At 46.2% G+C, this 13516-nt stretch carries 15 protein-coding genes; 7 read left to right on the top strand and 8 right to left on the bottom strand.

Annotation, left to right across the window (positions count from 1 at the left end; genetic code table 11):
• Positions 1-48 precede the first annotated feature (48 nt).
• The 5 genes from QUA71_RS00075 to QUA71_RS00055 all read left to right on the top strand — a co-directional run bounded on the left by QUA71_RS00075 (position 49) and on the right by QUA71_RS00055 (position 2963).
• Entirely contained in the window at positions 49-471 is a 423-nt protein-coding gene (locus QUA71_RS00075; protein ID WP_333216968.1) for a DUF202 domain-containing protein, read from the top strand.
• A gap of 39 nt (positions 472-510) precedes the next feature.
• On the top strand, positions 511-933 hold the full coding sequence (locus QUA71_RS00070) for a DUF202 domain-containing protein (protein ID WP_333280679.1): 423 nt from the start codon (positions 511-513) through the stop codon (positions 931-933).
• 19 nt (positions 934-952) lie between these two features.
• Positions 953-1189, top strand: a complete 237-nt coding sequence (locus tag QUA71_RS00065) for a hypothetical protein (protein WP_333280676.1) — start codon at positions 953-955, stop codon at positions 1187-1189.
• A 172-nt stretch (positions 1190-1361) separates the two neighbouring features.
• A complete protein-coding gene (locus QUA71_RS00060) occupies positions 1362-1865 on the top strand; it encodes a hypothetical protein (RefSeq protein ID WP_333280673.1) in 504 nt (167 codons plus the stop codon).
• Between the two features lie 303 nt (positions 1866-2168).
• The gene (locus QUA71_RS00055; protein WP_333280670.1) at positions 2169-2963 is read left to right on the top strand and encodes a sulfite exporter TauE/SafE family protein; all 795 of its coding nucleotides are present in this window, start codon (positions 2169-2171) and stop codon (positions 2961-2963) included.
• Between the two features lie 73 nt (positions 2964-3036).
• Here the strand turns inward: QUA71_RS00055 and cysK are convergent, their stop codons facing one another.
• Together cysK and QUA71_RS00045 are read right to left on the bottom strand one after the other, a co-directional pair.
• A complete protein-coding gene (cysK, locus tag QUA71_RS00050; RefSeq protein ID WP_333280666.1) occupies positions 3037-4017 on the bottom strand; it encodes a cysteine synthase A in 981 nt (326 codons plus the stop codon).
• An 18-nt stretch (positions 4018-4035) separates the two neighbouring features.
• Complete coding sequence (locus QUA71_RS00045) at positions 4036-4473, bottom strand: Rrf2 family transcriptional regulator (protein ID WP_333280664.1); 438 nt, start codon at positions 4471-4473, stop codon at positions 4036-4038.
• A gap of 110 nt (positions 4474-4583) precedes the next feature.
• Here QUA71_RS00045 and QUA71_RS00040 point away from each other — a divergent pair, with 110 nt between their 5' ends.
• Complete coding sequence (locus tag QUA71_RS00040) at positions 4584-4817, top strand: hypothetical protein (protein ID WP_333280661.1); 234 nt, start codon at positions 4584-4586, stop codon at positions 4815-4817.
• A gap of 471 nt (positions 4818-5288) precedes the next feature.
• Here QUA71_RS00040 and QUA71_RS00035 read toward each other — a convergent pair whose 3' ends face one another.
• The 5 genes from QUA71_RS00035 to QUA71_RS00015 form a co-directional block, all read right to left on the bottom strand.
• Positions 5289-5873, bottom strand: coding sequence for a Crp/Fnr family transcriptional regulator (locus QUA71_RS00035; RefSeq protein WP_333280657.1), 585 nt, complete (start codon positions 5871-5873; stop codon positions 5289-5291).
• A gap of 87 nt (positions 5874-5960) precedes the next feature.
• Positions 5961-6692, bottom strand: coding sequence for a serine O-acetyltransferase (cysE, locus tag QUA71_RS00030; RefSeq protein ID WP_445243740.1), 732 nt, complete (start codon positions 6690-6692; stop codon positions 5961-5963).
• 156 nt (positions 6693-6848) lie between these two features.
• Positions 6849-8792 (bottom strand): ATP-binding protein, encoded by a 1944-nt coding sequence (locus QUA71_RS00025; protein ID WP_333280651.1) that lies wholly within the window; start codon positions 8790-8792, stop codon positions 6849-6851.
• Positions 8793-9008: 216 nt separating this feature from the next.
• On the bottom strand, positions 9009-10040 hold the full coding sequence (locus tag QUA71_RS00020) for a sulfate/molybdate ABC transporter ATP-binding protein (protein ID WP_333280649.1): 1032 nt from the start codon (positions 10038-10040) through the stop codon (positions 9009-9011).
• 173 nt (positions 10041-10213) lie between these two features.
• Entirely contained in the window at positions 10214-10471 is a 258-nt protein-coding gene (locus QUA71_RS00015; RefSeq protein ID WP_333280646.1) for a hypothetical protein, read from the bottom strand.
• An 86-nt stretch (positions 10472-10557) separates the two neighbouring features.
• On the opposite strand from QUA71_RS00015, the gene gltD reads away from it, so the two are divergent.
• Entirely contained in the window at positions 10558-12042 is a 1485-nt protein-coding gene (gene gltD, locus QUA71_RS00010) for a glutamate synthase small subunit (protein WP_333280643.1), read from the top strand.
• A 294-nt stretch (positions 12043-12336) separates the two neighbouring features.
• On the opposite strand, the gene QUA71_RS00005 is transcribed toward gltD, so the two are convergent.
• The gene (locus tag QUA71_RS00005; protein WP_333280640.1) at positions 12337-12945 is read right to left on the bottom strand and encodes a transposase; all 609 of its coding nucleotides are present in this window, start codon (positions 12943-12945) and stop codon (positions 12337-12339) included.
• Positions 12946-13516 lie beyond the last annotated feature (571 nt).

The raw sequence follows: 13516 nt of genomic DNA, 5'->3' as shown, positions 1-13516 counted from the left end.
ATATCGGTTCCCCTTCTTAATTTGGCGTTAAAATTAAAAGGTTTATCTATGCTATTAAATTGGAAATCCACGAAAGTAAATACAGAAAAGATTAAGCGACCAAATCCGTCGCGGGTGCGGGATCACTTGGCCAACGAGCGCACTTATTTAGCATGGATGCGGACAGCAATATCGCTGATGGGTTTTGGCGTAGTTATCGTGCGCCTTCGCGCCTTTCATCCCCCTCTGCTGCCCACTCCCGGCAATGGTTGGAAGTTAGGTTTGCTTTTTTCAATAGTTGGTTTGCTTACGGTGCTATTATCAACTAAGCACTACTTCGGCGTCCGCGAGGATATCGATTACGATACTTATGAACCTACCGATCGCTGGGTAATTCTTTTCAGCCTCGCGATCGCCATCCTAGGGGCTGGGGTAATATATTATATGTTCACCGTTCCTTCTAGCTTAGAAGGTTTGATGGCACCAGAATAAGGGCGCCGGTTTTATATCAATCTTAAAGAGTTCGATCGCGTGCAATTATCGTTCAAACCGATGCAAGTAGATGATGAGAAACGAACGCAGCAAAATCTGTCGCGGGCGATCGATCGATCGGCAAATGAGCGAACCTTCTTAGCATGGATGCGGGCGGCGGTCGCCCTCATGGGTTTTGGCGTCATCATCGTCCGACTTCGCGTCGTGCAAATGCCCGTACAGTACCGCCAGGGGATGGGGTGGAAGTTGGGTTTAATCTTCTCTCTAATAGGTTTGGCGACAGTCTTAATCTCAACTAAGCACTACTTTACCGTTCGCCGCCAAATTGACGAGGATACCTACGAACCGTCAGATTGGTTGATATTCCTCTTTAGTTCGGCTGTCGGCTTATTGGGCATTGGAGTAATTTATTTTATCTTTGCAGCCGCCGTCAGCCCAAATAGTTCTGTCATACCCGATTAATTGTCAACAGGAGTTAATTATGAACAGCGATACAGTTGCCACGATCGCTTCCATTATCATCTTAGGTGCTGCTATCTGGGCAGCATTCGTAGTGCTGGAGACTGTCGCGAAAATAGTCCCTAAATTGCTCGGCGTGACAGTCGCGATCGGGCTTTTGCTCGTTTACCTGCAATTTTACTGGGGCATCGACACAGCATATCTTTGGCAAACTGTCAAGCATTTGCCTGAAACTTTCAATTTCTCGATCGGCGCCTAAATTAGCACTAGCCAGCATTCTCAACAACCTCTCTCGGATAGATATTTTTGTACTGGAAACACAGTATATTTAGCCGAACACCCACAAAATACGGTAACTAGATTGACTTACTAGACATAACCGATTTGGGCTGTTAAACTACGGTTAGTCGATCGAGTAATGAGTTATTAACGTGGAAAACGCTAAAAAAGTCAGTGAAGAGTACCAGCTTGCAGGACAACTGACCCAACAGTTGCCACAAGCTAAGGGCTTTAAGGAAGTCTGGTTTAAAAAGCTCAGAGGCGGGTTGTTTCTGGCAATTGGATATTTGCTATCACCGCTGTGTTGGTGGAACGACATATTTTTCAATCTGCCAATTGCCTATGCCTTTGGGTATATCTGTAGCTTGCTTTCCCCAGATTTACTGTTTCCTTGCACAATTGTCGGCTACTGGCTTTCCAATATTGCGGGAATTCTGTTGATGCAGCTAGGAACTTTAGATGTTTTTACAGACCAACCCAAGGAAAAAAACTTCAAGAAAGAGTTATTGACGGGTTTAGTATCATCAACCGCCTTCACTCTTGTCATTGTGGCATTGATTCATTTTAATGTTCTCGATACTCCCGATTTCTTTGCCGGCAAGCAGTCGGTTAACCTCAGCTCTACTTTACCTATGACGATCGTCACTTCAAGGTAGAAGACAAAATTAAACCCCATAAATCAATCCAGGGTTTTTGATCGGTTACACAGGTACATTTAAGAAAATCAGGGAGCTTTTACACTACAATTTCTGTAGTCTTGTTTATTTGCATTTACTTACTTTTACCAAGAATATTGTTGCTGAGAACGCGGCCACTCTAAAGCCTTGAAGAGACAAGTTTTTGGTAAACAATATTGAAATGCAAGTGAGATTTAGCCTGTGTAGCTGTGTTACAGGAGCCGCCCCAGTTATCTATTTGTGGGTTGGCAGCGCTTAAATACACAGTTTTTGGGCATAACCGTGAACTACTTATTACTATCCTTTCTCAGCTTTTTTGTGGGCATTATCGTTGGTTTGACCGGAGTTGGCGGAGCCTCGCTCATCACCCCAATGTTAATTTTTGTCTTCCAGGTTCCGGCATCAATTGCTATTAGTTCGGATGTCGTAGCTGCTACACTGATGAAAGTTGTTGGCGGCTTCAAACACTGGCAGCAAAAGACCCTCGACTTGCAAATAGTTAAGTGGCTGGCTTTGGGCAGCGTGCCCGGTTCGCTGACTGGCGTGTGGATTTTACACTGCATCAAATCCAGCGGAAGTCACGACTTAGACAGCATATTGCTGCGCTGTCTCGGAGTAGGGATCGCACTAATTGTCGCTTTATCGCTGACCCAATTAGTGCTCAAAACATTTTTCCCTAGTTTTAAATTGCCTTGGCCCGGTAAATGGGACTTAAATACTAATTATGGCCGTATTTGTACTGTGAGTGCGGCAGCAATTTTAGGCTGCATAGTGGGAATCACTAGCGTGTCTTCTGGTGCGATGTTTGCACTGTTGCTGATTGCTTTTTTCCGCCTGGATACTTCTAAATTGGTGGGTACAGATATTTCGCAGGCGGCAATTTTGTTGATGTTTACATCTCTGGGACACCTCAGCCTCGGAACAGTAGACTGGAGTTTAGTTTTGCCAATTTGGTTGGGTTCGGTGCCGGGAGTTTTGGTAGGTGCTAAATTCTGCCAAATTATGCCTCAACGCCCGCTAAAGTTTGTTATTTACGGAATGTTGGCGATGGCGAGTTGGAAGTTGTATCAAGTCTGAAAATTAGGGGTAGTGCCAAGAAGACCTACCCCTAATTTGCAAGGGCAACCACGGGGATTGCCCCTACTACGTATTAATAATTGCTGACTAATGCTTCGAGTTCGCGGACTGAAGGCAATTCTAAATCTTTGAACAAGACTGTACTGAGGTAGCGTTCGCCATAAGAAGGCTGCACAAAAACTATCAATTTTCCAGCATTTTCCGGACGCTTGCCGACTTGAATTGCGGCATACAAAGCGGCGCCTGCAGAAATTCCTGACAACAATCCTTCTTCTCTGGCTAGTCGGCGACTGTAGGCGATCGCATCTTCGTCGCTAACTGCGATCACCTCATCAATTAACTCGGGTTTCAACACTTCCGGGATGAATCCTGCACCAATCCCTTGAATTTTGTGAGCACCAGATTTACCTCCAGAAAGCACGGGGCTGGTGGCGGGTTCAACTGCGATCGTCCTAAAACTCGATTTCCGCTGTTTAATTACCTCAGCAACTCCAGTAATCGTACCGCCGGTGCCAACTCCAGCAACTAAAAAATCTACTTTACCCTCTGTATCTTCCCAAATTTCCTCGGCCGTGGTTTCCCGGTGAATTTTCGGATTAGCGGGGTTGCGAAACTGTTGCAGCATGAAAGCGTCGGGGGTTTCTTCTACAATTTCTTCCGCACGGGCGATCGCGCTTAACATCCCTTCATGTCCGGGCGTCAATTCCAACTGAGCTCCGTAAGCTTTCAGCATCGATCGGCGTTCCGTACTCATCGTATCCGGCATAGTTAAAATCAGACGGTAGCCTTTCGCCGCCGCGATCATTGCCAAAGCAATTCCAGTATTGCCTGAAGTCGGTTCAACTAAAATAGTTTTCCCGGGTTGAATTAACCCCGCCTCTTCTGCAGCCTGAATCATGCTGGCTGCAATCCGATCTTTCACCGAAGCAGCCGGATTCATCCCTTCCAATTTGGCCACAATTTGAGCAACTACTCCTTCGGCTTGGGGAATTTTATTGAGCTGAACTAAAGGAGTTCTGCCAATTATTCCTGTAACATCCTTAGCAATTCTCATGGCTTAATTTCTCTCCATTTAAATGTAGTACATGGGATGTGCTTGTTTGCGAATATCCCGCTGTTCGCACAAATCTTGTAATGTGTATTTGCCCAAAACCGCCAAAGATGCCTGTTGAGCTTCCTGCCAGATTTCTAGCACCGCAGTTTTTTCTATTGTTGCAGATTCCGAAACTTTTTGGGTCTGGCCGCTGCCGTCGCCTTCGAGAGTCGAAAACACCTCTAGCAAAGTAATCTGCCAAGGCTCTTTCGCTAGCAAATAACCGCCTTTAGCGCCCCGCAGACTCTGGACAATACTTGCACGCCGCAGCACGGCAAGTATTTGGTCTAAATAGCGTTCCGGTATCTCTTGAGAAGCAGTAATTTCGTTTACTGTTAGGGGCGAATCCTTCGGATGGTGGCTCGCCAGTTCCAAGAGCGCTAACAGGGCGTATTCTACTCTAGAAGATAGTTCCACATTCCCCACTGGCGATCGAGTTTAAATTGTACATTATATAATAGTACACAATTCCGGTAGGCGTACAGGGGTTAGTATATTTTTATTACAAAAACGGTTGGAGGAATCCCGTGAGCAGCGTAAATGTAGGTTTAAGCTGTCGGCACTGTCGGTTTTACGAGCAGCACGGGCACAGGGGCGGAAACTGCCTGATGCTCGGCGTGGGGGTACAGGGTGGGTGGAAAGCTTGCTCCTTCTTGGTTCCACCCTTTGCACCGTCTTGGGAACACCCCGAAGCGGGTAGAGCCCGAAAGTCTCAAATGTTGCAGGAAGCGAGTATTTTAGAGGCACTACCACCCCCTTAAAGTAACTGCTAAGTACGTAGGCGGATATATGCTGTGTCATCGTTAAGTTTATTCATACTGATATCTTGCACCATTGTCAGCAACAGGCAAGATGCCTGTTCCACAAAAGATAAATTTTCTTGTGGAACAGGCATCTTGCCTGTTCATAAAAGGCTAATTAAGAATGGTGCAACATATCAGTTCATACTCACCTACTTAACGGCAGTCAACAGGTGCGAGATATCGCATCTGTTGGCAGCCAGAAGAAAGAAATCAACAGAAAGAAAAAAGCAAGGGCGACGATCGCCCTTGCTTTTGAACTTATTGACGAGTCGATGAGAAAATTTAATTAACGCAGATTCGATACAAATTATTTGTTGTCTATAAAACTGTGAATTTGCTCGAATATCGCATTGTCACCGAAAAAAATATTTCGACTGCATTCGTATCACCTACATCGGCGCTAGTAAACAATTAACAGTTAATAACCTTTTATATTTCGTAGTGCCAAACCTCGGAAGGTTGTAGAATAATCCGGTGGAGCGGCAGACGATCGATCAAGCCTTGCTGCTCAAAATGACCGAGGGTGCGAGTGACAGTTACGCGACTTGTACCGATGATTTCTGCAATGTCCTGATGCGTTAAAATCATATCGATCAGATGTCCTTGCTCTACCTCAGAACCAAACCTCTTAGCCAGCCAAGTTAATAGTTGATAGAGCATAAAATCCACTCTTTTGTACCCTCGCATTACCATAAAGTCTTCAGCCTGCTGAATGTGATTGAGCAAAATCTCTCTATTTAGCCAGCGATCGCCACATAGTAAAATTGCCTCGACTTTAGTGAGGCATTCAATTTGAAAAGGATCGCATTTTGATATCGGTTTGCCGATCGTATCACCAGGCCCCCACAATCCCAAGGTGATAATCGTGCCATCTTCAAGCCACGTTACCGTTCGCACTACTCCAGTTTCAATGCGCCACAGAGCATTGCTTCTGTTGGGCAAGTGCGAACGACGAGAAAATATATGTCTGCTCGTTTCATCAAAAGTTTTAGTGGAAAGAGAAGCAATAGTCATAGCCAGTTACTGAAAGAATAAAAGTTAGTTTGTCCAATGACCACAGGATAGTGTGGCTGGCAAAAATCTATATAAATTAAAGCTTTACTAGATTCCTGCACCGTCTAAAAACTGTGTAATGAATAAATCAGAAGACAGGAATAATTCATGTTTTTCGACCTCTGCTTGCTCTGATTGAGTTGTTTTGAGCGGAGATTGTTGAGATTTCAAAAAAGCAACCTGCTCTTCTAAATCCTTAATTCTATCGAACAAAGCTCGAATCGCTTGAGCTTCCAAATCCGGTAGGCCTTGAGAATTTTGAGCATCTTCCACCTGCTTTTTCCGAGAGATAATACGGCCGGGAATTCCCACCACAGTGCAATCGCTAGGGACATCCCGCAGCACCACCGAACCCGCACCAATCCGAACATTATTGCCAATTTGAATATTGCCTAAAACTTTAGCACCGGCTCCTACCACTACATTTTCTCCGAGCGTTGGATGCCGTTTTCCTATTTCTTTACCCGTGCCACCAATGGTCGCTCCTTGATAAATTACAGCATAATCTCCAACGATCGCAGTTTCGCCAATTACCACCCCCATGCCGTGGTCGATAAACACCCCCCTACCAATTTTCGCACCTGGGTGGATCTCAATACCTGTTAAAAAGCGGCTCACTTGGGAAATCAAGCGCGGTACAAACGGCAGGCAAGCCGAATAAAGCCAGTGTGCTATCCGGTGGAAAAAAAGTGCTTGCAGTCCGGGATAGCAAAATAATACTTCCAGCCAGTTGCGCGCCGCGGGGTCGCGTTCGTAAATAATTTGCAAGTCACTGAACATATTTACTCTCGCCGTGTTTGGGTTATACAGTATCGGCAGTGCCGACGGTTTAAGCTGCATAAAGCAGTATTGATTGCGGCATTATTACATATAATACTATAATCCGACCGAATTACAGTAGTTAATGAGAAAAAAATTTTCCTTCGCCAGCCCTTTCTAAGCTGCCTCGGATATTTTCCGCGAAACAAACGGTACAGCTTGTCTGACTTCTTGCCGCAGCGGAATCTCGATCGAGAATTCCGTCCCCAATCCCGGTGTCGAATCGCAGCGCAGCGTACCTTTGTGCTTTTCTACGACAATTTTATAGCTGATGGACAGTCCCAATCCTGTGCCTTTTCCGACCGGTTTCGTTGTAAAGAAGGGGTCGAACAGCCGTTTTTTGACATTTTCTGCCATACCGGGGCCGTTGTCAGATATCCGCACAATTATTTTGTCAGGGATTGAATATTCTGTGGTTATGGCGATCGCGATCGGATTGGCTTTCGCTGTTTTGGGCCCGCGATCGAGGTTGTAACTCTCAAGGGCGTCGATCGCATTAGCCAGAATATTCATAAACACCTGATTTAATTGTCCGGCATAGCACTCTACTAAAGGTAAATTGCCGTAGTTTTTAACAATCTCGATCGGCGGGCGATCGCCTGTCGCTTTCAGGCGGCTTTGCAGAATTAGCAGAGTGCTGTCAATGCCTTCATGGATGTTGACAGGTTTCATTTCGCTTTCATCTAAGCGAGAAAAATTCCGCAAAGATTGGACTATTTGAACAATGCGATCTGCTCCTATTTTCATTGAGGACAGCAGTTGTGGCAAATCTTTTTTGAGAAAGTCAAAGTCCACCTTTTCTAAATACTCTAAAATTTCCGCCGGAGGGGATAAATAGTGTTTTTGGTAGAGTTTTACCAACTCCAACAAATCGCTAGTATATGCGCTGGCGTGGTGGATATTGCCGTAAATAAAACTAATAGGGTTGTTCACTTCGTGGGCGACACCAGCGACTAATAAACCCAAACTAGACATTTTTTCCTGCTGAATCAGTTGACTTTGAGTTTGCTGCAACTCTTGCAAAGTTTGTTCTAGCCGTTGAGATTTAGCCGTGCGTTCCGCTGCTATTTTTTCAATTAGAGCGGTATAATTCCACAAGCTCATTAAATAAAGTGTCGCCGCCAAAGTTAAGATTGTCCCAAAGATTAAAACAGTCAAAGAACGCCAAAATCTTAGAGGATTAATGTACTCTGGCGTTAGCCGCAGTTGCAGCAACCACCGGCGATTTTCAATATTGAGAATGCGGGTGCAACTGCTGCCATCCGGGCAGTAAGCTCTTTCCCCAATTTGAAGTTGATTTTTAATGTTTTCGTCGGTGACGATCCTTTTAGTCTTTGCTTCGTAAAAAGCGAGAAATCTTTCTGCTTCAGGAGCCATAGCATCTTGAAGATACACATTAACAAAGTTGAGTTGAGTTTCCTGTAAAGCTGACTTAACAATAGCATCAACCAGCAAAATTCCCAATGCAAAACCTTTTAAGTTTTCGGGATTCCTAGCAGGTAAATTTTGCGACAATTCTGCGGTGTCGCCAGGAGAATTTTGACTAAAAATTGGCAGAAATACGAAGACGCTTGGTTGATTTTGTGAAGACCATTTTTGGCGGTCAGTCGCGATAATTTCTTGTCTTTTGGCGGCTTTTTCTAATGCTAGCCGATTGGCAGTCAAATCTAAACCTAAATCTATTTCATCAGTCAGGAATTGCGGAGAGTCAGAAACACGGGGCAGCCAAGCGATCGCCTTCAGGCTCGGATGGCGGTACAGGGCAGAACCAACGAATGTCTTTATTTCTGGTTTTTTAACGCCGTCAAATACGCTGTAAAATGCTCCAGCAGCACGAATTATTTCTAAATTGCTGCTAACATCTTTCTGAATGTCTGTAGCTATTTTGTCCAGTCGGTCTTGCAGTTCGGCTTGCATGGATTTGTATTCCCAATTGTACGCAACTGAAGAGGCGATCGCAGACAGTCCCAATCCTGCACAAAGTGTTAATCCTGCCTGGAGGTAACGGCGATAACTAAGTAAAGTGCTAGTTGCTAAATTCTTGAATTTGTTAGCAGTCATATTCTTCACCTATCTTTTTTTTAGTTCTTCCAGCCTCTGCCTGGGATTTCTCGTTTTTCTCGTTCTCAGGCTCTGCCTGGGAATGAATTTCAGGAGGCTCTGCCTCCGGTTTAGAGCCACGAGACAGCATTACCAGGCACAAGCCTGGTAACGATGTGGGAGCAGTGTTTTGTAGAAGCGCCCGGATAGTATTTTGAGTAAGATGCAGTCGCTGATTTAAATTGAATAAGCAGGGAAAGTCATGGCGTGTTTGGGCTTGACGTAAACGTGCTGATCTCGCGTTAACTGTAGAGAATCGAAGCGCTCGCGACTCACGTAAGCTGTTACTACCTGCTCGGATTCTAACACTAACTCGGTTTGTATTTCCCGCCCTAAATGAATGATGCGGCTGACTTTTGCTAATGAAAAACCCGACTCCGGCTTAGTTTTAATTTCCACGTCGTGGGGGCGCAAAAACACTACGTCCGAATGAGCGGCGCCATTATTGCGAGGCGTTGGGGCGTGGCTGGCGAACAAACCCGCAGCATTCGAGAGTACATTGACAGGCCCAATAAAACTCATCACAAAAGCTGAGGCGGGTTTGTCGTAAATTTCAGCAGGAGTGCCAACTTGTTCGACTCTACCTTTGTTCATGACCACAATTTCATCGGCTACTTCCATAGCTTCTTCTTGGTCGTGAGTCACAAAAACTGTGGTGATGTTAACTTCTTTGTGAAGGTTGTGCAGCCACGATCGCAATTCTTTGCGGACTTTAGCATCTAATGCTCCAAAAGGTTCGTCTAGCAGCAGCACTTTTGGTTGAACCGCTAGAGCTCTGGCCAAAGCAACCCGCTGCCGCTGGCCCCCAGAAAGTTGCGAAGGATAGCGATCGCCCAAACCTGTCAACTGCACTAAATCCAAAAGTTCCTCAACCCGCCTGCTAATTGAGCCTTTAGGAACTTTGCGAATTTCCATCGCAAAGGCAATATTTTTCCGAATAGTCATGTGTTTGAATAAAGCGTAGTGCTGAAACACAAAACCGATATGGCGTTCCTGCACCGACTGATGAGTAGCATTTTCACCGATCAGGTAAATCTCACCGCTGTCCGGCGGTTCTAGCCCCGCGATCATCCTCAGCAGAGTCGATTTCCCGGAACCGGAAGGCCCCAACAGCGCGACTAAAGAGCCCCTTTTAATTTCCAAATTCACGTTGTCAATTGCGTGGAATGAGCCGAAGTGTTTCGATACGTTCCGAATTGTAATGCTCATGAGTTTATTTACCTATTTTTGGAGTTCAAAAAGTAAACTCCGCTTATCTGACAGATTTACAGTAGTATATCCTGAAAATAATATTTTGCAAGGTCTGTAACTTTTTGTATAGGATCTCGATGCCCTCCTGATGGGGACTGCGTTTCAAAGTTAAGGCTGGCGGGCCGTCCGAGTTAAGCCGTCAGCGTTTCGAGATGTGGCTGTAGCGGTAAATGCGATCGTCCCAGAGTAAGCAATGCTGAAATTACGCAGAAACCGGGTTTGATGGACGAAAATACTGCATCAAAACCTTTAAAACCTTTAATCCCCCTAAAAAACCCGGTTTCTTTGCTGTCGCTGTATATTTTACGGCTGCCGACAATTCCCCGACTCCCGGCGATATTGAAGATTTCAGGTAGGAATTGCTCAATCTGAGCTGCGATCGCACACAATTTAGATCACAATAGTTAATTCAGAAGCCAGCCAGCTTCACCTTTGAGAAACTGACAGAATAGTAAATTCTAACCAGAACACCACTATGGGAAAACCAACAGGCTTTATCGAATTCTTGCGCGAATTGCCCTCTGAACTCTCACCAGTCGAGAGAGTCCACAACTGGGACGAATTTCACCTACCGATGGAGGAGGATAAACTCCGCACCCAAGGCGCGCGCTGCATGGATTGCGGCATTCCGTTTTGCCACACGGGCACAATTATCAGCGGCATGGCAAGCGGCTGCCCGATTAACAACCTCATCCCCGAATGGAACGACCTCGTATATCGCGGACTGTGGAAAGAAGCCCTAGACAGACTCCACAAAACTAACAACTTCCCCGAATTCACCGGCCGCGTCTGTCCCGCACCCTGCGAAGGCGCTTGCGTGCTCGGCATCAACAACCCGCCTGTCACGATTAAAAACATCGAAGCCGCAATTATCGATAAAGGCTGGGATGAAGGCTGGGTTACGGCGGAACCACCGGCAAAACGCACCGGCAAAAAAATCGCCGTCATCGGTTCCGGGCCCGCAGGTTTGTCCGCCGCCGCGCAACTCAACAAAGCCGGTCATTGGGTAACAGTATACGAAAGAGCCGATCGACCAGGCGGCCTGCTAATGTATGGTATCCCCAACATGAAGCTAGACAAAGAACAAGTCGTGATGCGCCGCCTCAAAGTCCTCGAAGACGAAGGCGTGACATTCGTCTGCAACACCGAAGTCGGCAAAGACTTGCCCGCGGAACAACTGCTAAAAGAATACGACTCCGTTGTGCTCTGTACCGGCGCGACAAAACCCCGCGACTTGGGCATCCCCGGCCGGGAATTAAAAGGCATCCACTTCGCGATGGACTTCCTGACAGCCAACACCAAAGCAGTTTTAGACAAGAGTACAAACGATAACTTCATCTCCGCCGAAGGCAAAGATATCGTGATCATCGGCGGCGGCGACACCGGCACCGACTGCGTGGGCACCTCCATCCGCCACGGCTGCAAAAGCCTGGTACAGCTAGAAATCCTGCCGAAACCGCCCTCGGAACGGGCGGCCAACAATCCCTGGCCCGAATGGCCGAAAGTCTACCGCCTCGACTACGGTCAAGAAGAAGCAGCAGCCAAATTCGGCGACGACCCGCGCGGCTATCTCACCACGGCGACAAAGTTCGAGGGCGACGAAAACGGCAATGTCAAAGCTGTGCACACCGTTGAGGTGGAGTGGACGAAAAACGAGAAAGGCCAGTTTATTCCGAACCACATCCCGGGCACGGAAAAAGTGTTGCCGGCGCAGCTTGTCTTGCTAGCGATGGGCTTCCTCGGCCCGGAACAGCCCTTGCTGGATGCGCTGGGATTGGAACGGGACGCCCGCAGCAATGTGAAAGCCGAGCACGAAAAATATACAACCAGCATTCCGGGAGTGTTCGCGGCTGGGGACTGTCGCCGGGGACAAAGTTTGGTGGTTTGGGCGATTAATGAAGGGCGCGGCGTGGCCCGGGAGTGCGACCTTTATCTGATGGGGAGCACTGATTTGCCTTAGTCGCCCAAGCGGGGGCGGGTTTATTAGATTGTTGGTTTCTAACATAAATGGTTGGTAAAACCCGCCCCTACGATCGGCTGTAGGGGCGGGTTTTACCAACAATATTTGATTAATACAAACAATCTATAAAAACCCGCCCCCACCCAACCAATAACCCAGATTAACCTGATGTTCGATCGCCTAAAAAAAATGTAGATTCGGATTTACCGTTGGGCGGGGCGGGTTTATTATATTGTTTTTTTTTAGGCATAGAGGGTTGGTGAAACCCGCCCCTACAAATCCATCGACATAATATTACAGAACGATCGACTGTATATAAGATTTACCATTCGATTCGATCGCCAATGGACTAGATTCATTAATTTTGACGGAAGTATGAGGATACAATTCATTTTTTCCCCACAACAAAGGATTATTAATGATATATTCGCGAATGGCAAATAATGATTCTTCATTGCGGATGATATGTTCGTAATAACCGCGCTGCCATACCGATACGCCACTCACATATCGCATTTGGTTAATTCGCCGGGCCGAAGATGTTTTTAAACCCCGCACAATTTCCGACAAAGGATAAATTTTTGCTTTTATCAGCCCCAATTTATCGGATTCTGTATAATTTGTTTCTGGGCTGCCTTTCAAAAAAATAATTCCGTGCACGTGATTTGGCATCACAATAAAATTGTCTAATGCTACGTTTTGGTAACGTTTGGGAAGAAGGCTCCAATTGAATAAAACAGTTTTACCATAGGGACTCAATTGCATTTTATCATTAATAACTTCGCCGAATAAACATTCGCGCTGCCAACTGCAAATAGTGATAAAATACGCGCCGGGAGTCCTATAATCATATCCTGGTAGGCGAATTGAGCGGCGGTGGTGTTTGTTAGGATCGTATTTCATAATTTTGTTCCCATAAAACATTTGTTCGTTGGGCGGGGGCGGGTTTATTATATTGTTAGTTTCCGGCATAGATGGTTGGTGAAACCCGCCCCTACGATGGGCCTGTAGGGGCGGGTTTTACCAACAATATTTGAGGCTCACACACCATCTATATAAACCCGCGCCCACCCAACCCATAACCCAATTTAACCTGATTTTCGCTCGCATTCAAAAAAATCTAGATTCGGATTTGTCCTTGGGCGGGGGCGGGTTTATTATATTGTTGGTTTCCGACATACATGGTTCGTGAAACCCGCCCCTACGATGGGCCGGTAGGGGCGGGTTTTATCAACAATATTTGAGGCTGATAAACAATCTACAAAAACCCGCCCCCACCCAACCAATAACCCAATTTAACCTGATTTTCGCTCGCATTCAAAAAAGCTAGATTCGGATTTGTCGTTGGGTGGAGGCGGGTTTATTAGATTGTTGGTTTCCGACATACATGGTTGGTGAAACCCGCCCCTTGTATCTTAAAAGAGTCAGTTAATTGATCGCAACGTCAGGCGATCGAGCTGTCAGTCAGGCGATC

The organism is Microcoleus sp. MON1_C5, from assembly GCF_036701875.1.
In the GTDB taxonomy this organism is placed as follows: Bacteria; Cyanobacteriota; Cyanobacteriia; order Cyanobacteriales; family Microcoleaceae; genus Microcoleus.
This window is presented reverse-complemented; position numbering and strand designations above follow the sequence as displayed.

Coding starts and splice junctions, on each gene's coding strand:
- QUA71_RS00075 (WP_333216968.1), top strand. CDS start 49: ATGCTATTAAATTGGAAATCCACGAAAGTAAATACAGAAAAGATTAAG.
- QUA71_RS00065 (WP_333280676.1), top strand. CDS start 953: ATGAACAGCGATACAGTTGCCACGATCGCTTCCATTATCATCTTAGGT.
- cysK (WP_333280666.1), bottom strand. CDS start 4,017: ATGAGAATTGCTAAGGATGTTACAGGAATAATTGGCAGAACTCCTTTA.
- QUA71_RS00035 (WP_333280657.1), bottom strand. CDS start 5,873: ATGACTATTGCTTCTCTTTCCACTAAAACTTTTGATGAAACGAGCAGA.
- cysE (WP_445243740.1), bottom strand. CDS start 6,692: ATGTTCAGTGACTTGCAAATTATTTACGAACGCGACCCCGCGGCGCGC.
- QUA71_RS00025 (WP_333280651.1), bottom strand. CDS start 8,792: ATGACTGCTAACAAATTCAAGAATTTAGCAACTAGCACTTTACTTAGT.
- QUA71_RS00020 (WP_333280649.1), bottom strand. CDS start 10,040: ATGAGCATTACAATTCGGAACGTATCGAAACACTTCGGCTCATTCCAC.
- gltD (WP_333280643.1), top strand. CDS start 10,558: ATGGGAAAACCAACAGGCTTTATCGAATTCTTGCGCGAATTGCCCTCT.
- QUA71_RS00005 (WP_333280640.1), bottom strand. CDS start 12,945: ATGAAATACGATCCTAACAAACACCACCGCCGCTCAATTCGCCTACCA.